The sequence below is a fragment of the Dactylosporangium aurantiacum genome (assembly GCF_000716715.1).
GTDB classification, from domain to species: domain Bacteria; phylum Actinomycetota; class Actinomycetes; order Mycobacteriales; family Micromonosporaceae; genus Dactylosporangium; species Dactylosporangium aurantiacum.
In genome coordinates this window covers 405,577-428,646 of the sequence record NZ_JNYJ01000007.1, presented here as the reverse complement: position 1 = coordinate 428,646, position 23,070 = coordinate 405,577, and the positions used below count along the sequence as shown (strand labels likewise).

Annotated in this window: 19 protein-coding genes; 8 read left to right on the top strand and 11 right to left on the bottom strand. The window is 71.4% G+C overall.

All coding sequences use genetic code 11. From position 1 onward, the window contains the following. Window positions 1-129: 129 nt before the first annotated feature. The 3 genes from OP18_RS10625 to OP18_RS10615 all read left to right on the top strand — a co-directional run bounded on the left by OP18_RS10625 (window position 130) and on the right by OP18_RS10615 (window position 2,158). Window positions 130-726 (top strand): hypothetical protein, encoded by a 597-nt coding sequence (locus OP18_RS10625; protein ID WP_156089411.1) that lies wholly within the window; start codon window positions 130-132, stop codon window positions 724-726. A gap of 65 nt (window positions 727-791) precedes the next feature. Next, complete coding sequence (locus tag OP18_RS10620; RefSeq protein ID WP_156089410.1) at window positions 792-1,184, top strand: hypothetical protein; 393 nt, start codon at window positions 792-794, stop codon at window positions 1,182-1,184. 14 nt (window positions 1,185-1,198) lie between these two features. Beyond that, window positions 1,199-2,158: a DNA cytosine methyltransferase gene (locus OP18_RS10615; RefSeq protein ID WP_052386494.1), complete on the top strand. Its 960-nt coding sequence runs from the start codon at window positions 1,199-1,201 to the stop codon at window positions 2,156-2,158. 274 nt (window positions 2,159-2,432) lie between these two features. On the opposite strand, the gene OP18_RS56975 is transcribed toward OP18_RS10615, so the two are convergent. From OP18_RS56975 to OP18_RS52240, 5 genes are all read right to left on the bottom strand, one after another. Continuing rightward, complete coding sequence (locus OP18_RS56975; protein WP_156089409.1) at window positions 2,433-3,365, bottom strand: hypothetical protein; 933 nt, start codon at window positions 3,363-3,365, stop codon at window positions 2,433-2,435. Then, window positions 3,362-3,967 (bottom strand): RNA polymerase sigma factor, encoded by a 606-nt coding sequence (locus OP18_RS10605; protein ID WP_156089408.1) that lies wholly within the window; start codon window positions 3,965-3,967, stop codon window positions 3,362-3,364. Before OP18_RS10605 ends, OP18_RS56975 begins: the two co-directional genes overlap by 4 nt. Next, a complete protein-coding gene (locus OP18_RS56970) occupies window positions 3,954-4,328 on the bottom strand; it encodes a hypothetical protein (protein WP_156089407.1) in 375 nt (124 codons plus the stop codon). The genes OP18_RS10605 and OP18_RS56970 overlap by 14 nt, the downstream gene beginning before the upstream one ends. Before the next feature lie 480 nt (window positions 4,329-4,808). Then, window positions 4,809-8,498, bottom strand: coding sequence for a tetratricopeptide repeat protein (locus tag OP18_RS10595; RefSeq protein WP_052386493.1), 3,690 nt, complete (start codon window positions 8,496-8,498; stop codon window positions 4,809-4,811). A gap of 29 nt (window positions 8,499-8,527) precedes the next feature. Next, window positions 8,528-8,998, bottom strand: a complete 471-nt coding sequence (locus OP18_RS52240) for a hypothetical protein (RefSeq protein WP_156089406.1) — start codon at window positions 8,996-8,998, stop codon at window positions 8,528-8,530. Window positions 8,999-9,126: 128 nt separating this feature from the next. On the opposite strand from OP18_RS52240, the gene OP18_RS10585 reads away from it, so the two are divergent. Continuing rightward, window positions 9,127-9,309 carry a hypothetical protein gene (locus tag OP18_RS10585; protein WP_033358694.1) on the top strand — a complete coding sequence of 61 codons (183 nt, stop codon included), beginning with the start codon at window positions 9,127-9,129 and terminating at the stop codon, window positions 9,307-9,309. A gap of 386 nt (window positions 9,310-9,695) precedes the next feature. Here the strand turns inward: OP18_RS10585 and OP18_RS10580 are convergent, their stop codons facing one another. The 5 genes from OP18_RS10580 to OP18_RS56965 all read right to left on the bottom strand — a co-directional run bounded on the left by OP18_RS10580 (window position 9,696) and on the right by OP18_RS56965 (window position 14,982). Continuing rightward, a complete protein-coding gene (locus OP18_RS10580) occupies window positions 9,696-11,072 on the bottom strand; it encodes an AAA domain-containing protein (RefSeq protein ID WP_033358548.1) in 1,377 nt (458 codons plus the stop codon). Further along, window positions 11,069-12,541, bottom strand: coding sequence for a hypothetical protein (locus OP18_RS10575; protein ID WP_033358547.1), 1,473 nt, complete (start codon window positions 12,539-12,541; stop codon window positions 11,069-11,071). The genes OP18_RS10580 and OP18_RS10575 overlap by 4 nt, the downstream gene beginning before the upstream one ends. Continuing rightward, complete coding sequence (locus OP18_RS10570; RefSeq protein WP_033358546.1) at window positions 12,538-13,776, bottom strand: hypothetical protein; 1,239 nt, start codon at window positions 13,774-13,776, stop codon at window positions 12,538-12,540. The genes OP18_RS10575 and OP18_RS10570 overlap by 4 nt, the downstream gene beginning before the upstream one ends. After that, the gene (locus OP18_RS52235) at window positions 13,773-14,606 is read right to left on the bottom strand and encodes a hypothetical protein (RefSeq protein ID WP_052386491.1); all 834 of its coding nucleotides are present in this window, start codon (window positions 14,604-14,606) and stop codon (window positions 13,773-13,775) included. Before OP18_RS52235 ends, OP18_RS10570 begins: the two co-directional genes overlap by 4 nt. Before the next feature lie 178 nt (window positions 14,607-14,784). Continuing rightward, the gene (locus OP18_RS56965; protein WP_156089405.1) at window positions 14,785-14,982 is read right to left on the bottom strand and encodes a hypothetical protein; all 198 of its coding nucleotides are present in this window, start codon (window positions 14,980-14,982) and stop codon (window positions 14,785-14,787) included. Window positions 14,983-15,438: 456 nt separating this feature from the next. On the opposite strand from OP18_RS56965, the gene OP18_RS10560 reads away from it, so the two are divergent. The 4 genes from OP18_RS10560 (at window position 15,439) to OP18_RS10550 (ending at window position 19,819) form a co-directional block, all read left to right on the top strand. Beyond that, a complete protein-coding gene (locus OP18_RS10560) occupies window positions 15,439-16,458 on the top strand; it encodes a hypothetical protein (protein WP_156089404.1) in 1,020 nt (339 codons plus the stop codon). Window positions 16,459-16,998: 540 nt separating this feature from the next. After that, window positions 16,999-17,175 (top strand): hypothetical protein, encoded by a 177-nt coding sequence (locus OP18_RS56960; protein WP_156089403.1) that lies wholly within the window; start codon window positions 16,999-17,001, stop codon window positions 17,173-17,175. Between the two features lie 427 nt (window positions 17,176-17,602). Further along, window positions 17,603-18,910 (top strand): low temperature requirement protein A, encoded by a 1,308-nt coding sequence (locus tag OP18_RS10555; protein WP_081970618.1) that lies wholly within the window; start codon window positions 17,603-17,605, stop codon window positions 18,908-18,910. Window positions 18,911-18,994: 84 nt separating this feature from the next. Further along, window positions 18,995-19,819 carry a hypothetical protein gene (locus OP18_RS10550; protein WP_156089402.1) on the top strand — a complete coding sequence of 275 codons (825 nt, stop codon included), beginning with the start codon at window positions 18,995-18,997 and terminating at the stop codon, window positions 19,817-19,819. Window positions 19,820-19,870: 51 nt separating this feature from the next. Here the strand turns inward: OP18_RS10550 and OP18_RS10545 are convergent, their stop codons facing one another. Then, the gene (locus tag OP18_RS10545) at window positions 19,871-22,960 is read right to left on the bottom strand and encodes an ExeM/NucH family extracellular endonuclease (protein ID WP_033358543.1); all 3,090 of its coding nucleotides are present in this window, start codon (window positions 22,958-22,960) and stop codon (window positions 19,871-19,873) included. Window positions 22,961-23,070: the final 110 nt, after the last annotated feature.

The following is a 23,070-nucleotide window of genomic DNA, read 5'->3' as shown; positions in this document are numbered from 1 at the left end:
ACGGACCGGGCGGCCGCCGAGCGTCGCGCCGGCGACGTGTTCGGGCATGGGTTCGGTCGCGGCCGGTCGACGCCGGTGTCGGGTGTCCGCCCGCCCGAGCCGGACGAGCGGGCCGCCGCGAACCGGTTGATGCATGTGCTGCGGCGCGCCCGGTTCCGGGAGCGGGCGAGCACAGTGGTCACGTCGGCGACGCCGCCGGGCAGGTTGGACGGTCGCGCGGCGATGCTGGGGGCGGCGCAGCGGGTGTCCGGGTCGATGGGCTGGGCCGCGCCGGTGCTGTCGTCGGTGGCCTGGGTGGTGGGGCAGGCCGTCCGCCGGGTCGGCGGCTGCGGCGCCACGGTCGCGTTCGGTGAGGCGGTAACGTCGATCGTCGCCCCGGGCGCCGACCCGGCCAACGTGACCAAGTTCGTCGCGAAGGACGGGTCGGAGGCGTTCGTCGAGGCGGTGCAGGCGCTCGATGGGGCGCTCGGGCTGGCGCGCGGTGACGGCGCTCGGCTGTTGGTCGTGGTCAGCGACGGGCACTTGGTGGGGCCCGGGCAGCTGGACGAAGGGGCCCGGCTCGTCGCCCGGCTGACCGGTCGTGGGGTGCGGGTGCTGCACCTCGACGTCGCCGAGCGGGGCACCAGGCCGCTGGCCGGGGCGACGTTGGTGCGGCTGCACACCCCGGACGGCGTGCTCGCCGTGATCAGCGATGCGATCCGCGACGCGTTGACCGGCGCCAAGTAATCCCAATGATAGGGCCATATGTCGCGTTGCGACGGGCCCGGCATCCCGACTGGACTGGAGGTTCCGTGGCAGGCCAGATGAAGGCGGAGCTGTACATCGTCTCCCCGAACGAGACGTTCACGGTCGACGTGGATACGGAGGTCAGCGACCCGCTGCTGATGTTGTCGCTCGACGGCCAGGCCGTCGTCGGCATCGACCTGGCGACCGGCACGGTCGGGGTGTGGCCGGACCCGGACGAGACGTGGACATCCGTCTTCAACTTCCGCAAGGCGAAGCGGGAACTGGCCACGACGGTTGGCGCCGTGCAGCCCGGCCTCGTCATTCCGCGCGAGCTGCTGGAGGCGTGGGCGGGCCGAATGCTCGGCGACGCCGAGGTGGCCGAGCTGGCGGGGGCGGTGACGCGCTCCCCCGACCTGCCCGCGGCCCTCGACGCGCTGACGCGCATGCGGTCGAGCTGACGGAGGAACTGGCCGTGTTGCTCGCGGACGCCGCGCCGGCGGCGGACCTGGTGATCGCCGGGCCAGGCGAGGTCGTCTCCCTGTGCGCCGGGCCGGGGGGCATGGACGTCGGCGGCCAGATCCTGGGACTGCCGCCAATGGTCGGGGTGGAGCTTGACGGCGACGCGTGCGCGACCGGGCGGGCCGCCGGGTTCGAGCGGCATCAGGTCGACATTCGGCGGTTGGACCCGGCCGCACACGTCGGCGTGCGGGGGGCGGTGGTGACGCCGCCGTGCCCGCCGTTCTCGCGCGGCGGCAAGCGGATCGGGGTGCAGGAGATGCAGCTCGCGCTCGACGCGATCACGTGCCTGGGGGCCGGCTGCGGCTGCGAGTGGGCGGACCTGCCGCACCGGTGTGAGGACCCGCGCACCGCGCTGGTGGTGGAGGCCGCCCGTTGGGCGCTGACCGCGCACGATCTTGAGTGGCTGCTGTGCGAGCAGGTGCCCGACGTCGAGCCGCTCTGGGAGGACCTGTGCGCGGAGTTGGCGGCCGCCGGGTGGGAGACCTTCGACGTCGTGCGGCTGGACGCCGCGGCGTTCGGGGTGCCGTCGCGGCGGTTGCGGACCTTCCTGTACGCGCGGCGGTACGACAGCACCCGGGTGAGCGTGTACGACGGCTCGGGGGCGGGGCTGGTGCAGCGGAGCATGGCCGAGGCGCTCGGGTGGGCGCCGGGACTGCGCGTCTGGACCCGCGGGGCACGGAAGACGTCCGGCGGTAACGCCTTCAACGCCGACGGGCCGTCGTGGTGCCTGACCGGCTCGACCCGCAGCTGGAAGATCGGGGCGCCGGACGGTCCCGAGCTGACGGCCGCCCAGGCCGGGCTGCTCAACGGCTTCACCGAGGCCTTCCCTGGAAGGGCAGTAGGACGAAGCAGTTCTTGCAGGTCGCGGATGTGGTGTCGCCGGTGGTCGCGGCGGTCATGCTGGGCACGGTGACGAATACCCCGTGGGTCGAGCCGGTCCGGGCGTACCTGGCGGACCTTTACCATGCCGGCCACGGCCAGGTAGGCCGCTGGGCGGCGTAGCAAGCGGCACGGCTCAACCCACTTGAATCCAGCTTCGCCAACTACCCACGTCTGACTGTGTTACGTCTGTCACTGTCACGTACTACGACAAGCGCCGCGAGATTCTGTGCACCGGCGCCGTGCACAGACCGATGGAGTACGCACCGTGACCATGCTGACTGTCCCAGCCGTACCAGCGACGATGGCTACTTCGTCCGTACATGTGTGGCGCGATCGATGAGGTAAGTGCCGTCGGGCACGTCACCGAGCGGCCTGATGGTCGACGCCCTCCACGTCACCATTTCCTCCACGGGGGTGAGGGCCAGGTAGATGTCCCGGCGGGAACCGAGCGGGGCATCTTGAAGATCAATGCTGACGACCTGCTTGTCAGCCGGAGCTGCGATCTCGCCTACTAGTTGGACGCCATCCTCGTCTCTGACGATAAGGATGTATCGCATTCGAGGATCCACCGGAACCGTGTTCACAACGACAACATTGATAAAGCCAGTCCAATCCGTGATGGCAGCGATGGAGGGGGGACCGACAACTGTGTTCGATGTTGGACCGCCGATGCTCGGATCGTACGTAGACCCACACAGGTTGGGTCCACCAGGCGACGGCACCATGCAGTCCTTTCCACTGGGCGGTGGGGCCTGTGCCGTCATAAAAGATGCGCCGGTCGATACCCAGATAGCCGCTGCTGTGCAGATCATCGCCACAGCGCTACTGCCGGCGATGGAAAGCCATTGCCTGGACCTGGGGGGGCGTGATGCCGCCCTCTGGTCGGAGGGCCGGGCGAGTACGGCAACGGCGAGGAGTGCGACGGCGGCTGAAACTGTGATCACCAGGGCCAATTTTGTGGGCATGGTGTCGAAGCCGACGTACAGCAATGCCGTCAGCAGCCCGGTTGCCCCGGTCAGCCATGCGGCAAGTGCACCGGCCTTCGGGGCATGACGCCGTGGCTTCTCGCGAAGGCGTTCGCTGGCGGCAAGCGACGGCACTTCAGCGGTGGCCATACGACGGTGCAGATCACGGAGGCCTGCGTCGGCGTCATGCTGGACGGCCAAGGCAATCGCCTGTGCCGCACGGTTGACGGCGTCGCGAGCGGCGGTTTCGCCGTCAAAGTCCTGGCCGGTCATATGGTTCCCTCCTGCGGCCGTGCAACCTCAGTCTCCACTTCGACGAACTCTGAGCGAAAGCGTTCCTTCAGCTTCAGCCGGATGCCGCGGACCCGTTCTGGGGAGAGCCCGACCTCAGCGGCGATCTGCGGGGAGGTCATGTCGCTGATCCACGCCATGACGGCGATCGCTCGATGCAGTTCGTTCTTGATGTTGGCAATCGCGCGGACTACCTCCCGGGTCAACACTTCTTCTTCCACGTGCGTGACCGCGCCGCTCTCGGTCCAGCGGACCCGCTGCTGAATGATCCGAACGAGCCGCGACTGACGGCGCATGTGGTCGATTCCGCGCCTGGCCGCGATGGCTTGCAGCAGTCGGTCCTGCTCGTCGGCTGGCTTGTCGAGCAGGGCGGTCACGTCCGCGCTCGTGAGGACTTCGATGAAGACGTTCTGTGCCACGTCTTCCGCGGTCTGGACGCTGTTGACAACCAGGCACGCGGCGGTGAACACGATCGGGTACTTCTCTTTGTAGAACTTTCCTGAGCGAGGGTCGCTGAACTGCCGGCGGGGCCGGTCGTTGCTCGATCTCCCCGGTCCCTCCGCGCTTGCGTCAGTGTCGTCCATCGGCACCGCCTCTGCGCCGCTGAGCGCCCGCACCCTTGTGCTGCCGACCCTTGCCCGCAGCAGCCCGGGTGGGTTCGGCGCTTGATTCGACGGCCCTGTCCTGGACTTCCTGCGGCTTTTCGGGTCCGGCTCCATGCCGACGGCCCAGAGCGGCGGGAGCGTCGATGCTGGTGAATTCCACGGACCAGCGGGCCCCGCCGTTCCGCATGACGATCTTCATGTCCGGACCACCCAGCTTCAACAGCTTCAAGAGCCGCTCGGCTCCACGTTGCTGTATTTCCTGACGGACGATGACGAGCACACCACGGACCCCGACGACTACCAGCGCGAGAAGCAGGTGCAACATCCACTCTTCAGGCATCGGTTCCCCCAGCCACAAGTCGCCTACTTGCAACCGTCATCGAACGGCGGGCGTAATCCGTTTGTGTCGTGTGCCCGACATCGCCACTTGGCGGTGCGCGACGAGGTCGTCGAGATCGCGGTGGCGGACGCGGCCAGCGCCCGGTTCGACGAAGCCGATCCCAATCCCACCCGCACTGCACTGAGTACGCTGCTGAGGTACGCCATGTGGAACCCGTCGCGCCTGGCGGCCTGCCCCCGGGGCCGGCGTGCTGTCGGCGGCTCGTCGACTAGGACAGCGTGGACGGGCTCAGCGACCTCGCTGCCCAGGCAGGCCCCGTGGTGAGCATCAGCCGCCTCGGCGAGCTCCGCCGCGGCATGGCACCGACCGCATCAAAGTCCGGACGTCGCCGCCGCGCTCGGCGTCGCCGGCGAGCTGATCGGCCCGCCGACCCCGACGCCGCGGCAGCCTCGGATCAACGACCTGGGGGCGGCTGCCGTACTAGGGGCCCACCTCGGGCGGCGGCCCGGAGCTGGCGGCCGGGCGCAGAGATGCGGCGGCCTGGAGCGCCTTCGCGAGGCCCGCTTCGTGCACCGCCGGGCTTGCCACGGCCAGGCGCCGGAAGAGGGTCACTGCCTCGTCCGACGCCTCGACCGCCGCTTGGTGCTGTCCCGTCGCGGCGTGCCGCTGGCTCAGGTTGCTGAGCGACGCCGCGAGGCCGGCCTCATACGCGGCAGGATTGGCCGCCGCGAGGCGGCGGTGGATGGATATTGCTTCCTCGGCGGCAGCCAGCGCGTCCAGTGCCGAGCCGAGCACGGCTAGCGTGGTGCTGAGGTTGTCCAGGGAGTTGGCGAGAAAGGGCTCGAGGGCCTCTGGGTTCTGCGCCGCGAGACGCCGGTGCAGCGCAGTCGCTTCCTGCCCCGCGGCGTGCGCCTCCGCCAGCCGTCCCGCCTCCCGGAGGAACACACCGAGGTTGCACACCGTCCGGGCGAGGCCAGGCGCGTTCGCGTCCGGCTCGGCAGCCACGAGCCGCCGCCACAGCGCCACCGACTCCTGCGTCACGGCCAGCGCTTCCGCCATCTGGTCCACCTCGGAGAGCTGGCCGCCCAGGTTGAGCAGCATGATGGCGAGGTTCCGCTCGTACACGGCCGGGCTGCGGGCGGCCAGGCGCCGGTAGACCTCCACGACCTCCTGGCTCGTCGCCACTGCGTCGCGGTTACGCCCCGTCTCGGAGAGGCGGACGCCGAGGTTGCCCAGCGCACGCACGAGACCGGGCTCGTGCGCGGCGGGCTCGGCGGTGGCGATGCGGCGCCAGAGCGTCACCGACTCTTCGACCGCGGAGAGCGCATCCTGCGCTTTGCCGAGTTGCGACAGACAGTTGCTTAGAGCATTCAGGGCGTGCGCGAGGTCCGGCTCGTGTGCGGCGGGACCGGTAGCCGCGAGGTGCCGCCACAGCTCGACCGCCTCGCGCACTGTCAGGAGGGCGTCCTGATGCCGCCCTACCGCCGATTGGAAGACGGCGAGGTTGCTCAGCGAACGGGCGAGGTCCGCCTCGTACGCGGTGGGGTCGGACTGCGCCAGCCGCCGCCGGGTCCTCACCGCCTCCTGTTCGAACTCCAATGCCTCTGAGTGCTGCCCCGCCTCGTAGTGGCCGACGCTGAGGTTGCTTAGCGAGCGGGCGAGGTCAGGTCCGTAGGTGGTGGGGTCGGTGAGCGTGAGCCGCCGCCGGATCCGGGTCGCCTCCCGGTCGGCCTGCAGCGCCTCGCCGCGCTGCCCGACCCGGGACAGGTGGACGCCGAGGTCGCTGAGCTGGTTGGCGAGGCCGGGCTCGTGCGCGGCGGGGTTGGCACTGGCCAAGCGTTGCCAGAGGGCCACCGATTCGCGGGCCAGCGTTAGGGCCATTTCGTGGTCGCCGGTGTCGGAGGTGGAGGCGCTCAGGTTGCCGAGGGCGCGGGCGAGGCCGGGCTCGTGTGCGGCGGGATTGGCGCCTGCCAGGCGGCGCCACGCGTCGACCGCCTCTTGCCCGGGGCGGAGCGACTCGTCGCGCTGGCCGGCCCGGTACAGCAGCACGTTCAGGTTGCTCAGCGCGCGGGCTAGGCCGGGCTCGTGAGCTGCGGGCTGGGCCTCGGTCAGCCGCCGCCACACCTCGACCGCCTCCCGCGCCGTGGCGGTGGCCTCCTCGACGTGCCCGCATGCGGATAGGTGGGTGCCGAGGTTGTCCAGCGAGTCGGCGAGGGCGGTGGACCTGTCCACGCCGGCGCCGTCCGCGGCGAGCCGTCGGTGCAGGGCAGCCGCCTCCCGCGACGCGGCGAGGGCTTGGTGGAGCTCGCCCACCCGCCCCAACTGGATGCCGAGGTTGTCCAGCATGCGGGCGAGACCGGGCTCGTTCGCTGTGGGCTCGGCGGTGGCGAGCCGGCGACGGATCGCGACGGCTTCCCGTACCGCGTCAAGGGCCTCCCTGCGCTGGCCTAGCTCGGAGAGGATGCTGCCGAGACTGCCCAGCGAGTCTGCAAGATCGGGCTCGTGCGCCTCGGGATCGCCGGCCGTCAGCAACCCGCGGATCCGTACAGCTTCCCGCGCTGAATCCGCAGCGGACCGGTACCGGCCAGCGTATGCCTGCCGCTGCGCCAGCGCGTGGCACAGCCGCGCCCGCTCGGCCGGGTCGGGGTCCGACGCGAGGCGGTGGCCGAAAAGGCGCTCGGCGATCGCGGCTATGCCGGGGTCGAGGTCGGCGTGGCGCCCTTCGGGCAGGACAGAGTGGACGGTTTCCAGCAGCTCGATCGGGAGCGAGGTGACCTCGGCCAGCGCGGAGAGCGCGGCGCTGCCGGCGTCGGGGGCCAGGTCGGGGTCGTTCTTCAGGATCTCGCTGAGGTGGATCGCGACGTGCGGCCACCGGTCCGGCGCCGCGGCGGAGGCGAGGAGGGTGATCGCCCGGGAGAGGTGAGCCGGAGGAGGCCCGCCCCGGTCCCGCTGGGTGAGGGCGCCGACGGTGGGGGCCGCCCAGGACGCTGGCGCGTACGCCGTGACGTCGTGACCCGGGAGCGTGAGCGCCACGAAGTCCTCGGCGAGGCGGTCGGGGTACATCGGCTCCAGCACGCTGCCTGGTGTGAGCGGCGGGTAGCAGGTGGCGTGGTCGGCCAGCAGCCGCTCGTGGTGCGCCCCGCCCTCCACCCGGCGCAGCGTCGCGATGCCGGCCGCGTGGGTAGTCGCCCCGGTCAGCGAGGCAGTGAACACCGCGCGTGCCATCTCGGACGGCGGGGTCGCGAAGTCGAGCCCTTCCACCCGGTTTTCGTACAGGCGGGTCCAGTGCTTGCGCTCGCGGTCGAGCAGGTAGACAGATAGGCCGGCCATGTTGTCCGGCGGCTTGAGCCCGCGGACGTGCGCGTCGACGGCGGTCAGTGCTGCCATGTGCAGGGTGAGCGTCAGGTCGAAGCCGGGGTGGCTGAGCGGAAGCGGCGGCTCGATGGCGGTGGGATCGGGGACGCCGTACCGCTCCGCCAGGCAGTCCCGGGCCACGCGGAACATCTCGGCCCTGCGCCGGGCTCGTTCCTCCGCAGTGCCGCCATCGCCGTCGAGGGGCCCCAGCGGGAACTCGTCCGTCTCCGCCCGCAGCTCCTCCAGTTCAGCGCGCACGGCGGACCAGGCGTTGACGGAGCGGGCCAGTAAGAGCAGGCGGGTGGGCACCGCTTGGTGGAGCAGGGCGTTGTGGAATAGCCAGCGCAGGTGCGAGACCGGCCAGCGGTCGGCGTAGTCGATGATCAGCATCAGGCCTGGCGCGCTGCCCAGGCGCAGATCCTGGCTGCCGGGCAGCGGCTGTCCCGGACCGTGCAGCGCGCGGACGGCCTTCCACCCAGCTGCCGTGCTCTGCAAGGCGAACTGCGCTGCCAGGCGGGTCTTGCCCTGGCCGCCGGGTGCATACATCCACCGGGCGGAGAGGCGCGGGGCGGACGCGCCGCGCCAGGCGGTGAGCTGCGCGAGTTCACGGTCCCGGCCCGTGAAGGCGACGACTGCCAGGTCGGCGCTGAGCATCCGGCTGGGCTGCGCTAGCAGCCACGCGGTGTCGACGGCGGGCGGCGGGCGGTGCCCGGTCAGCAGGTACACCGGGCCGCGGTCGCGGAAGACGTGCACGTCGGCGCCGATCGCACCGTATCCGGCCCCGCTCTCCACGTGGACCACCTGGGTGGCGTCCACGAGCTGACCGGATCCACCGCCCGGTGTGGTCACTCCGGATCGCCGTCGGCAGCGCTGGACCTCGGCGCTGGCGGTCGCGCCTGGTCCGGTCCGGCGCCGTGCACAATTACGTTGCCACCCTGTGTGGCGAACAGGGTGCCCGATCCGCTGACAGTGTTGATCTGCAGCCACCTCTGCTCGGCCGCCGGCAGCTGCCGGCGGATCTCTTCCACCAGAGCCCGCAGCTCCGGCTCCGCCTCAGGATGCTCGCGCAGCAGCGCCGCCAACCGGCGGCGCCACGGGCCGACCAAGTCCTGGCGTGCGCCGTCCACGTCCTCGTCCTGCGCCACTACCGAGGCGTCGCCCTCGAGCTGCGCCTCGACGACACGTGGATCGTGGCCCGGGCGGCGGAACAGCCGGGCGACGCCGTCGCGCGTGGACTGCCAGGCGTTGGTAGCCATGGCCGCAACGATCGTAGACGCGCCCGTCATCGCCAGCGCCGTCAGCACGTCCGGGGACAAATCGAGGTCTCCTTCCGGGTACCCGACGCAGGTGGGCCGTCGACCCACCCGTGACTATAGATCTGTTGGACACAGGCCGGAATAGAACCGTCAATGGCTGCAAATGGCGGGGCGAAGGCGGCGAGGTCGTGGCGGAGCTGGTCTACACGCGGGTGTCCGCCGACGAGGAGAGCACCCAGCAGCAGACCCACCTGCTCGCCCCGGGCATGCCTGGTCGACGGCACGAACGGCGTACGGCTGTTCTCCGACCGGCAACGTCGCCGAAGATCCCCGCGCTCAAGCGGGCCGGGTTCCGCGAGCTGTCCGGGTAGCAGCTGCGCGGGCCTCGACGCGGACGACGTCGAGCTCCACCTGCAGGGCAGCGGCACGGGCCTTGGCAGCGGCGCGCTGCACGTCTTGCTCAGTGCCGGCGGCGCGGACCTCGAGCAGCTGCGCATGGCGTGGCATACCGTCGGCGAGATGCCTGCGTAGGCGAGGGACCTATGCGGCGCTGGGCCCTGTCCAGGTTGCACCAACGTGTGCGGTACCACGCGCCGGGATGGCGGAGATTGCCGCTGAGTGCAAAAGGCTCGCCAGCGGTGTAACAGCGCAAGTGGCTGGTGCTTTCGGTCGGCCGCGCAGGGGCCGATCATCGGCGGGGTCGACCTACGGGAACGATGCGGCCGGGCTCACTGCGACAGCAGCAGCCGCCTTCGTCTTAGGTGGCGATTCGGTGCCGTTGCAGGTGGTGAAGGACCTGGAGGTTGGCCTGCCATCCGTCGACGCGGCGGTTGGGCTCGCCGACGATCACGGGCTCGGTGTCGACGTAGTCGTACATGAGATCCTCGACGCCGGCACGGCCCACGACGATGGCGCTGTGACGGTGGCGGGAGAGCATGACGCACATCCGTCCTGGATCGAGGTGGAACGGGGTGCTGTCGGCGCGGCCGGCCAGCGGGTGCCAGATCAGGGAGAGTGCGAACTCTTGGCCCTGGATGCGGTTGGCGGTGGAGACGGTGAAACCGCCGGTGGGAAGGCCAGCGTCTTCGAGCGCGACGAGGACGGCGGCGCGCTGGTCGTTGTGGGCGGTGATGACGGCGATGTCGGTGGGCTCGAGGGGCCGGCCGCCGCGCTCGGCGGGCAGCTCCGACACGATCGTGCCCCGGCGGGCCAGCACGGCGGCGATTAGTGCGGCGAGGGCGGCGGCGACCTCGTGGTCGCTGCGCACGGTGACGCGCTGGGGAAGTTCGGCGTAGGCCCAGCCGGTGGCGGCGGCTCGGTCGAGGGCCGCGTTGACGTCGAAGCCGACACCGTTGGGGTGGCGGTCGGTGAACCGCCGGTTCGCCAGGTGGAGGTCCCGGTCGGTGGGGTCGGTGCCGGCCTGGAAGGGCATGTCGGGGTAGAAGGCGCCGGCGATGAGGCTGGCTGCCGAGGGTGGGAGCCGCCAGGACGTGCCGAGGCTGTGGGTCGGCAGGTGGGGGTGGTTCGTGGCGAGGATGTCCATGGCTGGGCGGATCGGTGAGTACGGCAGCGCCTGCCACCGGTCGGTGTCGAGGACGCTGAACGGGGCGAGCTGGCCGGGGTCGCCGACGAACAGGTGCCGCAGGGCGAGGTGTCCGGTGTGCTGCAGCATGTCGGCGCGCATCTGGTAGGCCTCGTCGACGATGAGCCAGTCGAAGGTCACCGTGCCGCGGGCCAGGGTGGCCCATTTCGCTGCCGGCGCGACGATGATGCGGGCGCCGGCGGCTCGCAGGTTGGTCAGGTCGGTGCTGGCCGTGACGTTGGGCGACGCGGCGGCGAGCGCGGCGATGTCGGCGGTGAGTTTGCCGGCGCCGTGGAACCGGCCGACCGGCAGGCCGGGGTTGTCGCGGTGCAACCGGCGGATCAGGTCGTTGGCCTGGGCGTTCGTCTGGGTGATCACCGGGACGACGTCGCCGGCGGCGGCGAGGGTCCGGCCGATGTCGCAGACGAGGGTCGACTTGCCGGCGCCGGGCGGGGCCTTGACCCGGATGGCGGACTCCGGCCCGAGCTGGTTCATGAGGTCCAGGACGTGGGTGCGGTCGGCGGCGGCCACGGCGTCGAAGTTGGCGGTCATGCTGCTGCTCCGGTGGTAGGGCGGTGGGTCCAGGGCACGGGGCCGGCGCCTGGTCGGCCGAACCCGCCGCTGGCGGGTTCGAGCGCGGCGACGACGATCTCGTCGCCGGCGGCGGGGACGGTGGTGCCGTTGCGGTGACCCGCCATGACGGCGAAGGTGACCTCGAACGGGGTGTCGGTCGGGTCGGTTGCGGAGTGCGGCAGCGGACGCTGCGCCCGGAGCTCGACTTCGACGCTGGGGTCGTCGGCCCAGCGCATCCACGTGCCGGCCGGTTGGGCGGGGCGGCGGTCGGTGCGCAGGGTGAACAGCGGGACGCGGGTGCGGTTGGTGTTGCCGGGCTTCACCTCGCGGTTGGTCAGGTCGACCGTCAGGACGGTCCCGGCGATCGCCTCGCCGGCCTCGATGTGCTCGGCCATGATGAGTGGGTCGTCGAAGGCCATGACGGCTGGCAGCGCCTGGGCGGCGTCCTCGAGGTCGGCCGCGATGCGGGCGGCCCATTCGGCGCTGTCGCGGGTGGAGAACCGTGGGATGTCGCCCTGGGCACGCTGCTGGGCGTCGCGCTGGGCGTGCCAGGCCCATGCGTCTCGGTCGGTGTTCCGGCGGGCCGCTGCCCCTGGCGCAACCGGGTCCAGTGTGCGGAGCAGGGTGAGGGCGTGGTGGGTGCCACGGTAGGCGTCGCGGACGCCGGGCAGGACCTCGGCGGCGATGTGTGCGGCGAGCCGGGCGCGGTGCTGCTCGCTCGTCGCGCGGTTGTAGCGCTCGACGAGCGTTGCGAGGTCCTTGTCGGCTTCTGGGCGGCGCAGCGGGCCCCAGGCGAGCAGTTCGCGGCGGCCGATGGTGTCGAGGCGCTGCGGCTGGGTCGCCGTGGGCTCGGGGTCGATCCAAGCCAGCAGGGCGGCGAGGTTCTCGTTCTCCAGCTCGGCCTGCCCGGTGACCCAGTGCATGCCGAGCGCGCCGGTGGCCGGGACGAGAAGGGCTTGGCCGGCGCGGTCCGCCTGCTGGGCGAGGAACGTCGCGAACGCGGCGGCGCGGCGGACCTGCGTGGGCGCGGTGGGCGAGTACAGCACGCCGCGGCCGATCGCTTCGCCGAAGCTGGTGACCGACGCGGCGGTCGGCAGGACGATCTGCGGCGCCTCCTCGCACACGGGTCGCTCGTTGCCCTTCCTGTTCGTCTGCACCTCGAAGGTGAGGTACGGCTCGAGGTACTCGAGCAGCGCGTCGGCGAACGTGGTCAGCGCCAGGTAGCGCAGGTCGCGGTTGCGGGGCTCGGGCACCACGAGCTCCCCGGCGGGGGCGGCGGGGTCGGTGCCCCACACGATGGCCAGGGGCGCGAACGGCTCGCCGGCCAGCACCTGGAGCGCCACGACGAGCGGGGCGTCGTTGAGGTGCAGGTGCCGGACGGACGCCCGGGGGACGGCCTGACCACGGGCGAACGCGGCGGCTTGCCGGGCGGCGGTGAGGATGTTCATGCGGCTGCCCTCCGTCGCTGCGCCGCCGCCTGGGCGGCCTGTTCTGTGCGTCGGGCGCGGCGCAGCGCCAGCGCGACGGTGGGATCGATGTCGTTGTCCGCGGGGTGCGGCGTCCCGGCCGCGATCCGGGCGGCCTGCCGCAGGTCGTGGATGCCGGCCAGGGTCGTGCGCGCCTCGGGGCCGAGCAGGGCCGGGTGGCCGGCGTCGACGACGTCGCGGTGGCAGAGTTCGCCGAGCATGCAGTTCGACCGGCAGGTCGGCAGGTAGTTGGCCGGGATGCGGCGCAGGTTGGCCTTGACGGCCTCGTGCCGGTCCTCCTCGGATGCGGTGGGCGGCAGCAGGTCGATGACCGCCTGCGGGTCGAGGGTGAAGTCCGCCGGGTAGTGCTCGAGGAGGGTGTTGAGGTCCTCGACACGGTTGAGCTGCCGGCGCAGCAGGTTGACCTGGTGGCCGACCGGCACGATGTTGCCGACGGCCTCCGCCGTGGTCGTGTTCATCGGCGTGATGAGCAGCGCGTCCAGGTTGACCATCGTGATGTCGTGGCCGATCGAGGCGAGCAGCTGCTGCAGCGCCAGGACGTACACGGCGATCTGCCGGGCCGCCGGGCCGGCCTTGTCGCGCGGGACGACCCCGTCGACGTTCGCGAACGACTTGATCTCCACGACGGTGAGCTGGGTCCCGACGAGGACCGCCGCCAAGGCGTCCGGCTCGAGGAAGACCGGGCTCCCACCGATCGACAGGGTGAGCACCGGGTGGTCGAGGACCGTCGGCGCCGGATCGTTGACGATCGTGCGCAGGGCCTGCCGGGTGCGGAGGGCGCGCCGGCGCAGCCGCCGATACTCACGGTCCCGTGGACCTTCTCCCGCGATGACCGGCAGGGTGCCGTCGTCGCCGAGGTCCTCGAACCGGATGTCGTTCAGGGGCAGGCCGAGCGCCTCATGCAGGACAGCGAAGAGCTTGTCGTAGTTCGAGCCGCGCTTCAGCAGGTTCTCGAACCGGTTGCCACGATCGATCGCGAACGGCGACTGCCCGTAGGACGGGACCACGCCGGCGGCGTTCGACAGCTGCTCGAGGTCTGCGCCGGACACATCGCCGGCGGCACGGCGCCGGCACCCCGGGTTGTCGGCGAGCGCGGCGACCCGGCGGGCGTTGAAGCTCTGCCGATCGAGGGTGCCGCGCAGCGCGGCGAGACGCGGATGTTCCTGCGGCACGGCGCCGCGACGCTGGCGGGTCACGCGGTACCCCCGACGATCCGCAGTGGGGCGCCGAGCAGCCGACGGTGCTCGTCGGGCTCGTTGGTCAGCCGGGCGGCTGCTTCGTCGCGGGTGATGCGGTCCTGCGGTTCCACCAGTTCGAGCTGCTGACGGACGGCACGTTCAGCGGTGGGGACGTCGACCGAGTTGAACGTCACGCCGTCGATGCTCGAGCCGAAGCGGCGCACGAGTGCCTCGAGGTTCGTGCGCCGCGTGGCGGCCGGGCCGCTGGGGCCGGCGGTGCTGGCCTCGTCGAGCTCGGTGATGCGGCGCAGCATCACCTGGACGGCGTTGAGGTTGTTGACGCGCTCGCTGTAGGGGCCGACGATCCGTAGCCAGGCCGGCCAGGTCGACAGGGCCAGGAGCCCGCGCGCCGGGACGAGGCGGGTCGTGAGTGCGGGGACCACGAACACGTCGTGTCCGCCGCCGGACTTCAGGGCGCGTTCGTCGTCGCGACGCAGGCTCGCGAGCGCCTTGCTTTCGAGGCGGGAGTCGAACACCGCCCGGTGGTAAGCGGCAATCAGCGCCGGTGAGGCCGGCACACCGAGCTCGGTCAGCGCCTCGATCGCCTGCGTGCGCGCGCTGGGCTTGCCGAGCCGGGCGTTGCCGCCGCGTGCCTTTCGGGTGAGCTGTCGGGCGACCTGGCCCGCCTCGGCGATGCCCTCAGCGACCGCGTCGGCAACCGCGGGTGGGAGCGCGTCTTCGTCGCGCGCTTCTGCCAGGGCCGCGTGGAGCGCGGCGACGAGCTCCTCGACCTTGCGGGCGGCGTCGGAGCCGCCCTTTCCTTCTGTCATGACCGTCAGGGTACCCATCTCGTCCTGTATTCTCCAACCATCTTTGACTTTTCCAACTTTTCCAGAGTTGCAGAGCCCGGCAAACGAGGGCGTTGGCGCGTCGGCTGCCGGGTGTATGGGGTCTGGCCTTTGAGCGACGCCCGTGCTTTGGGCGACGCCCCGTGCCGGCGGAGGGCGGTCCGCCGACGGCCGCGGGTCAGGCGAGGAGCCGGTGGGCCGCGACGGAGACCGCCGCCCCGGTCGTGATGGCGGCGATCGGGCCGCCGGTCAGGTGGGCCACCGAGCCGGCGAGCCCAGCGATGAGGCCGATGACGGCCCAGCGCAGCGGCAGCCCCGGTTTCTCACGAGTGCGCGCGGGGCGTCGGGCCGGATGTGCAGGCCGAGTGTTACGCACGCCGGAACGCGTCCCCCAGGTCCGCGGAGGGCTTTGGGGTGCCGTCGTGCCTGTGGTGGCGGCTGCATCTCGGTGATCGCGGCACCGCGCGGTGGACTCCACGGTGTTTCTCCTTTCCGCTGGTTGAGGTGTCTGGTCGTCCGGTCTGCGACCTCCGGACAGCACCCGGAGGCCGTCCGCGTTGATGCGGCGGCCGATGGGTGCGAGGTTGGCGCCCGAGGTCCGTCCGGCAAGGCTGCCGGACACATTCGGTGAGGCGGCGCGCGGCGGGTTCCGCCTGGTTGACGGTGGGGCCCTTGGTCGTGATGTGCGCCGTGAGGCCATGATGCACCAAACTTCCAGCGACTGAAGTCGATCTTGCGGTATGCTCGACACGCTTTTGACCGCCCTCCGTGAGGCAGCCTCTGCCGAGGGACGGTCAAAAGCGTTCGTTGGAAAGCGTGTAAACTTGTGGGCGTGACCCGGACCGAGCCCCGCTGGCTTCCCAACGCCGACGCCGCAGGTCGGGTGTACAGCCGGTTGTGCCGGCTCGAGACGAAAACCACGGATCAATCAGTCGCTGACACCTCGGTCCGCCTGCGCACCGTGCTTAGAGAGGCCTCAGCCCTCACCATTCGGCTGCACGACGGCATCGTCGTCCGACCAGGCTTCGTGGTGTCCCGCGAGCCGAACGACACGGGCTCGGACCGCAAGCTGCCGGCCCGGGCCGACCGCCCACCCGCGACCCGCATCTTGGGTCGCAAGGGCATTGCGCTGCGCCTGATGCTCACCGCGCTGTTCGAGGCGCAGACGCGCACCGATCCAGGCGAGCAGCCGGGCACCAACGACCGCCCCCTCTCGCACGCCACCCGTGGGCAGATCGCGTGGACCGACCTGCTGGCCACCTCCGCCGAGGACGCCTTGGCGGGCAAGACCGCGATGACCCAGGAGGACAAGCAGCGCCGGCATCTCAACAGCGCCTTGGGTGTGTTACATCGCGCCGGTCTCGTCGCGCTGCCGCACGGCGGCGAGCCGCGCAACAACCAGCGCGAGTTCACGCTGATGCACGAGTCCAGCGTGCCGGAATCGGCCGCGCCGTACATCGTGCCCGCCAGCCCGCAGGAGGGCTTTGTCATCCCAACCACCCTGTTCACAAACGACTGGATCAGCGTGCTCTCCGACGCCGAGCTGGCGGTGCTGCTGATGGCGATGGCGATCTACCAGCCGAACGCAGAAGGGTTCGCGATCGCGGCCGGCACCCGCACGCGAGTGTTCGGCATCGGCCCCGAGACCTACGAGTCGCATCGGCTCCTGGAGGCGTACGGGCTGCTGCGGGTGGTCCGCCAGACTGGCCGGGCGCCCAACGGACGAATCGCCAACTTCCGTGCCGGCGAGCATGTCGCGCTGCCGGACAGCATCCAGTTCCTGCCAATCGGCCTGGAACGCGATGGATATGGCACGGTCTGCGACGCGCTCAGCAGCATGTTCTGCCGCTGACTGGCGCCACTGCGCAAACGTCGTGAGAGCGGACCTCCATTGCGGGAGCAGGTCACCGTCGCCAGCAACGCGTCATCGGCGACGGGCGACGTACCGCCGCGGCCAAGCCTCGGCCAGCGAGACAGCAGCCGCACGAAGAATCGCCGCTGACACTCGCCCGGCCCGGCCGCGCACAACGGCGGCCGGGCCGGGCGAGTGTGGCGCGGCGTCACGCGCCGCGCGCGGGGTCAGTGCCAGCCGGTGCAGACGATCTCCGGCCGGTCGCCCTCGCTGTGCACACCGTCTTCGACGACTTCGAGGCCGCGTGGGAACCGTCCCGCTCGGCGTCGGCCCGCCGGCGACTACGTGCAGACACGCGAGGCGTGGCGCGCGTGCTGCGCGACCCTGCTCCCGGCGGATGGCCCGACCGAGATCACCGTCACCGCCTGGACGGTCCTCGGCCGCGCGGCATCCGCGTCGTGAGCGCTCCCGGGCGAGATCCCGCGCGATGGTCGGCGCTGGAGGAGTACTGCTCGCCGCCGGCTGGGCCCGTTTGCCGCCGTGCTGCTCCAGTCGTGGATCTTCGACTGGCTCTGGCTGTTCGGCTACGCCGTGGCCGCGCTCGTCTACGGGGCGACGGCCGGCACGCTGGCCGCCGCGCCCAAGTTGTGGATGCGCCGCCGTGCCGCCTGGGCCGTGCCGATGCTGCCGTGCTACCTAACCTTGGTCGGGCGTTGAGCGGCAGCCACACCTGCTGCCAGGCAGCGGGCCGTATGCATTAGGCAAGCTGCCACGTTCCGCTGATGATCGCAACGGCGCCGCGTCCGTCGGCCCGTTCCCATGTACGGTGGGACCCGCCGGGGGCACACTTCTCGAAGTGGCTCTGATCAGCGAAAACGAAGCCCTTGACCAGCGTGCACGCGGTCAAGGGCTTCGCTCGTATGTCCGGCCGTCACCGGCGTCCAGCGGCGCTGATCGGCCAGCGGCGGAATGTCCGCGGTGGAAGGTTCCCGGCTGGTGACCCGGCGGCTTCGCCGTGCCTTGGCGTGGCTCCCGCGGCACGGCTTCGGTCGTGGGTCCGCTTGCGGCAGGTCGGGGTTGCCCGCGTCGGCGGGCGGGTTGAGGGGGGCACTCATACGATCAGCAACGACGGGCGAGGGGGTTCATGGCTGAGCGACAGGATGAGCTGCCGGGGTTGCTGGAGCGGCAGCTCAGGCACCGGCTGCGGGCGATGGCCGGGCGGGATCCGCGGCAGCGGGGCAGGGCGACCACGCCGTTGGAGTTGTTGTACGACCTGACCTACGTCATCGCGTTCGCGGCGGCGGCGGATCAGCTCGCGCATCACCTCAGTGAGGGGCACGTCGGGGCGGCAGTCGGGGCGTACGCCTTCGCGATCTTCTCCGTGACCTGGGCGTGGATGAACTTCACCTGGTTCTCCTCGGGCTACGACAACGACGACGCGGTGTTCAGGGTCGCGACGCTGGTGCAGATGATCGGGGTCATCGTCCTGACGTTCGGGCTGCCGGTGAGCTTCGAGGCGGCGGCGCGCGGGGAGAGTCCGAACAACATCCTGCTGGTCGTCGGGTACATCATCATGCGGGTGCCGCTGGTCGGGCTGTGGCTGCGGGCCGCCCGGCAGGACCGGCAGCGGCGGCGGACCGCGGTGGGGTACGCGGTCGCGATCGGGGTCGCGCAGACCGGCTGGCTGCTGTCGGCGCTCCTGCCGCTGCCGGTCGCGGTGACCGTCGGCGTGCTGGCCGGGCTGGCGGTCGCGGAGATGGTCGCCCCGGTGCTGCTGGAGCGGCGGCTCGGTGCCGCGCCGTGGAACGCGGGGCACATCGCCGAGCGGTTCGGGCTGCTGACGCTCATCACGCTCGGCGAGGTGGTGGCGGCGACCACCAACGCGGTCGCGGTGCTGATCCGGGAGCAGGGCTGGACGCCGGCCGCGGTGGTGATCATCGCGTCGGGGATCGTGCTGGCCACCGCGCTGTGGTGGGCGTACTTCCTCGTCCCGTCCCGGCCGATCCTCGAGCGGTGGCCGGAGCGGACGTTCGCGTGGCGGTACGCCCACCTGCCGATCTTCGGCGCCATCGCCGCCGTCGGGGCCGGGTTGCGGGTGGCGACGGCCGCCGTGGAGGACAAGCGCCTCACCGCGGTGCACATCGCGCTCTCGCTGGCGGTGCCGACGGCGGTCCTGCTCCTCATGATCTTCGCGACGTGGAGCCTGCTCATGCGGTCGTACGACCTGACGCACATCCCGCTGCTGGTGCTCTCGCTCCTGCCACTCGCGGGTGCGGTGGCCGCCCCGCCGCTGCTCGGCTCGACCGGTCCGATCGACCCGGCCGGCGGGCCGGGGCTGACCTGGCTGGTGGTCATCGTGGCGCTGGTGGCGCTGTCCGCGCTCGTCGAGGTCGTCGGGCACGAGCGGGTCGGCTTCAGGCACACCGTGCGCGTCCTGGATGCGCGGCGATGACCGCTTCTTGTATCGCCGAGTGACCTATCGCCGCGGGTTTGCGGCGTGGTCCGCTTGAGGCCTCATCGGCGTCGAGGAGGATCGATGTCCCTAAGCGTTCGAGCCCTGCTGGTCGGGGTCTGTGCCGCGCTCGTCGTGGCCACCACGCCCACGGTCGCGCACGCGGCGTTGCCGCTGACGCCGGACGTGCCGAACAACACGTTCAGTCCGTGGACGTGGAGCTTCAACGTGACCGTGCCGCGGTGGAACGCGGTGTTCATGCACCCCTACCAGGGCGGCGACGAGGACCTGAGCGTCAGCCGGCCCGGCGTACGGCTCGCGCAGACCGGGTCGACGCAGGTGAGCACCCAGGCCGGCGCCAGGATGGACTTCATCGCCCTCAACAACCACCATCTGCCGCTGGGGGCGTACACCGCGGACACCACGACGTACAGCGGCAGCCCGGCGTACCAGATCATCTTCCGGCAGTCCTCGGGGGTCATCACGCCGCACGCGTTCGGGTCGGCGCAGCGGTTCGTGGCGTCGAGCACGAACGCGAAGGGGTACGCGATGCTCGGGGTGATCTACGACCTGCAGACCAGGGAGCAGCAGGATCTCATCATCTCGGCGGACACGCCGGGTGGGGTGTTCCTGGTCGAGGACTACTCGACGATGCCGCTGCCGACCCCGCAGCCGCCGGTGTGCTGCGTGCGGATCTCGGCGATCTCGCGATGGTTCTCCCTGGAGTACCTGAAGGACACCGAGCGCTGCATCCGGGTCACCGGGGACGAATCGCTGCGGGGGCTGATCGTGCTGTTCCGGGACGGGCCCGGGGACGCGGCGCCGGCGACCCGGCGGTTCAACGTGGAGTACGCCACGCCGGCCCAGGCCGAGTCGCGCGGTTGCCGCTGGGCGACGATGCAGGAATGACGGAAACGGGCCGCCCCCGAAACGTGGGGGCGGCCCGTTCCAGGACAACCGTCAGGGGACGAGCTGCCAGGGGCCCCACTGGTCGCCGGGCGGCTGGTTGCGCGTCCACCACTTGGCCACGTACTTCTTGCCCTGGTAGAGGACGATGTTGCCCGCGGTGAAGACCCTCGAAGCGGTCCACACCGCCGTGCCGTCCGGGGCCGTCACGATCTGCTGCCACGGGCCGTACGGGTCGCCGGGGGTCTGGTTCTGGGTCCACCACAGGGCCTGCCAGACGGAGCCCTGGTAGGTGACCTTGTCGCCGTTGAGGTAGACCTTCGAGGCGCTCCACGCCGGGAAGGTCGGGGTCACCGGCGGGTTCAGGCCGACGACCACCGGGTCGTGGTCCGAGGCGGCGAACGGGTCGCCGCCGTTGAACAGCAGGGTCGCGTTGTAGTTGTACCGGCTGTACGAGTAGGCGATCGCCTCCTGGGCGTTGATCTGCCAGACGTCGGCGCCCGTGACCATGGCGCGGGCGGCCGGGTTGGCCAGGACGTGGTCGAGGGAGCCCTGCAGGCCGTCGAAGGAGTACGTGGACTGCGACGGCTCGTACGTGGCGCCGAGGTCGGTGTAGCCGGCGTCGTACAGGACCTGCAGCGGGTCCTCGTGGGTGTAGGCGTTGAGGTCACCGACCAGGAAGATGCGGTCGGTGCCGACGGACGCGGCGACCTGCGCGGCGAAGGCCGCGGTGGCCTGGGCCTCGCGGACGCGGGTCTCGTTGAACGAGCCCTGGTTCACCGCCGGGGAGGACGTGTCCTCGGCGTCGCCCGGGTACAGCGGAGCACCGCTGCGCCGCGACTTCCAGTGGTTGGTGACGACGAGGAAGGCGTCGGCGTCGGTGGCGCCGGCCTTCTTGAACGCCTGGGCGAGGGGCTCGCGGGCGATCGAGAAGGGCTGGCCGGGGCCGGACTGGGTGGTGAGGATCGTCGAGGTGCCGACGAGCGCGACCTCCGCGGGCTTGTAGATGAAGGCGCTGCGGATGACGTCCTCGGCGGCGACGGCCGGCACGACCGCCGGGGAGGGCACGTACGCCCACACGTTGCCGCCGGCCGCGGCGTTGAGGGCGTCGACCAGGCCGGCGAGGGCGAAGTCGCGGTCGAGGCCGAACTTCGCGGAGTTCTCGACCTCCTCGAGCGAGACGACGCTGGCGCCGAGCCGGTTGATGCCGGTCACGATCTTCGCCTGCTGCCGCTGGAAGCTCTCGGCGGTCGCGGCGCCGCGGGGTCCGGAGCCGGTGCACTCGTCGACGGCGATGGGGGTGCCGGCCCGGTCCTTGTAGTAGGTGCAGGTGCCGCGGCCCTGCTGGACGTACAGCTCGCCGGTCATCGGGAAGTAGTTCTCGACGTTGAACGTGGCCAGGCGGACGGTGCCGCCGACGTCGGCCGGCTGCTGGTTGCCGGTGCGGGTGTCGCTGAAGGTGGCGACCGCGGCGCCGTCGTCGGTGACCTGCTTCGTCGGCTGGAAGTTCCACAGCGAGAAGCGGTACTCGAGGATCACCGGCTGGTGGAAGGTGACCTTCGCGCCGATGCTGACGGCGTTGGTGGCGGTGAGCCACGGCAGCGGGGTGCCGGTGTTGGCGGCGCCGCTGTAGTTGACGCTCGCGCCGTCGTCCAGGGTCACCATGCGCGCGGCGTTGTCGGCGACCGCGGCGAGGGCGGCGGCGCTGCCGGGGCGGCCGGCGTCGGTGGGCTGGCGCAGCGGCGTGTCGCCGGCGGCCAGGGTGAAGGAGCCGTACCAGTTCGTGTCGTAGTTGTCCGCGACGGTGAACGTGCCCTGCGGCGCGATGAGCTCGCCCTCGTGGGCCTCCTTCTGCGCGCTCGTGGTGAGCGACGACCACGCGATGGTGCCGGGCGCCACGGGCGGCAGCGGGGTGGTGAGCTTCGTGACGGCCGGGCCGGTGATCTCGGTCGTGCCCTGGAACTCCGTCACGGTGCCGGTCACCCGCACGCTGTCGCCGGCGGCGACCTGGTTCGCGGCGGCCGAGCCGAAGACGAAGATCGCGTCGGAGGCGCCCGGGGTGTCGTCGTCGGCCTCGGTACCGCCGGCGCCACCGGTCTGCAGGTAGAAGCCGTTGAAGCCACCGGTCCTGTACACGGCGGTGACGACGCCCTCGGTCGTGATGTTGCTGCGGCCCGCGTACGGCGACGTGTCGGTGTCGGTGCCCTGGATCTCGGCGATCGGTACGACCGTCGTCGTGGTGGTGACCGTGAAGGTGAATGTCGCCGAGCCGCTCGCGCCGCCCGCCTCCGTCGCGGTGACGGTCACCGTCGAGGTGCCGGCCTCGGCAGGGGTGCCCGACACGACCCCGTCGGCGCTGATCGCCAGGCCGGCGGGCAGCCCGCTCGCCGTCCAGGTGTACGGGGCGGCGCCGCCGGACGCGGTGAGGGTCAGCGGTGCGATCGCGGTGCCGGTCGTCGCGGTCTGCGCGCCCGGGTTCGTGACCGTGACGGTGACGGTGCCGCCGTCGGACGCGGCGTTCTGCGGCTGCGGCGTCGCGGTGCGGAAGTCGGCGGCGTTGCTGTCGGTGTCAGCGCCGGACGGGTCACGCTGGTAGCTCAGCACCAGCGAGTTGCCGGTCGCGGCGGCGCCCTCCGGGGCGTTGCTGGTGCCCCAGCCGATCCGGTCGATGACCGACGCGTCGGTGGGCAGCACGCCGGTGGCGCTGGCCGCGATGTACAGCGTCCCGCCGCCGGCGCCGGGGTTGACGCTGGTGCCGGTGCTCAGGTCGGGCGTCGGCAGCGGCCCGCCGGGGTTGGTGCCGGCGTTGTTGCTCGGCAGCTGGATGAGGAAGTGCCCGTGCGCGGCGACGGTGCCGGTCAGCGTGAACACCTGCCCGCCGCTCGGCACGACGGTGCTGGTCGGCGCCCGGTACTGCAGCGTGCTGCCGGACAGGGGCACCGGGCTGGACGTCGGGTTGTACAGCTCGACGAACTTGTTGAAGTAGCTCGCGCCGGACGAGCCGCCGTTGACGTACAGCTCGCTGATGACCAGACCCGTGCCGGCCGGGTTGGCGGCGGCCGGGTCGGTGAATAACGGCCAGGCCAGACCGGCCGTGGACACGGCCAAGGCGACGCTGACGCGTTGTATGAGCGCACGGGACATTGACCCGGACCTCCCAGGTGATGTGGTTCGGCTCCGTTGATGACGCAGGCCGACCCAAAGACGCTAGTCGTTCCGCGGTGCCGCTGTCGCCGGACGCGAGCTGAACGGCG

What these genes read in the sequence shown, in the direction of transcription:
- OP18_RS10625 (WP_156089411.1), top strand. Translation starts at nt 130, where the DNA reads ATGCATGTGCTGCGGCGCGCCCGGTTCCGGGAGCGGGCGAGCACAGTG.
- OP18_RS56975 (WP_156089409.1), bottom strand. Translation starts at nt 3,365, where the DNA reads ATGACCGGCCAGGACTTTGACGGCGAAACCGCCGCTCGCGACGCCGTC.
- OP18_RS10605 (WP_156089408.1), bottom strand. Translation starts at nt 3,967, where the DNA reads ATGGACGACACTGACGCAAGCGCGGAGGGACCGGGGAGATCGAGCAAC.
- OP18_RS56970 (WP_156089407.1), bottom strand. Translation starts at nt 4,328, where the DNA reads ATGCCTGAAGAGTGGATGTTGCACCTGCTTCTCGCGCTGGTAGTCGTC.
- OP18_RS10580 (WP_033358548.1), bottom strand. Translation starts at nt 11,072, where the DNA reads ATGACCGCCAACTTCGACGCCGTGGCCGCCGCCGACCGCACCCACGTC.
- OP18_RS10575 (WP_033358547.1), bottom strand. Translation starts at nt 12,541, where the DNA reads ATGAACATCCTCACCGCCGCCCGGCAAGCCGCCGCGTTCGCCCGTGGT.
- OP18_RS52235 (WP_052386491.1), bottom strand. Translation starts at nt 14,606, where the DNA reads ATGGGTACCCTGACGGTCATGACAGAAGGAAAGGGCGGCTCCGACGCC.
- OP18_RS10555 (WP_081970618.1), top strand. Translation starts at nt 17,603, where the DNA reads ATGGCTGAGCGACAGGATGAGCTGCCGGGGTTGCTGGAGCGGCAGCTC.
- OP18_RS10550 (WP_156089402.1), top strand. Translation starts at nt 18,995, where the DNA reads ATGTCCCTAAGCGTTCGAGCCCTGCTGGTCGGGGTCTGTGCCGCGCTC.
- OP18_RS10545 (WP_033358543.1), bottom strand. Translation starts at nt 22,960, where the DNA reads ATGTCCCGTGCGCTCATACAACGCGTCAGCGTCGCCTTGGCCGTGTCC.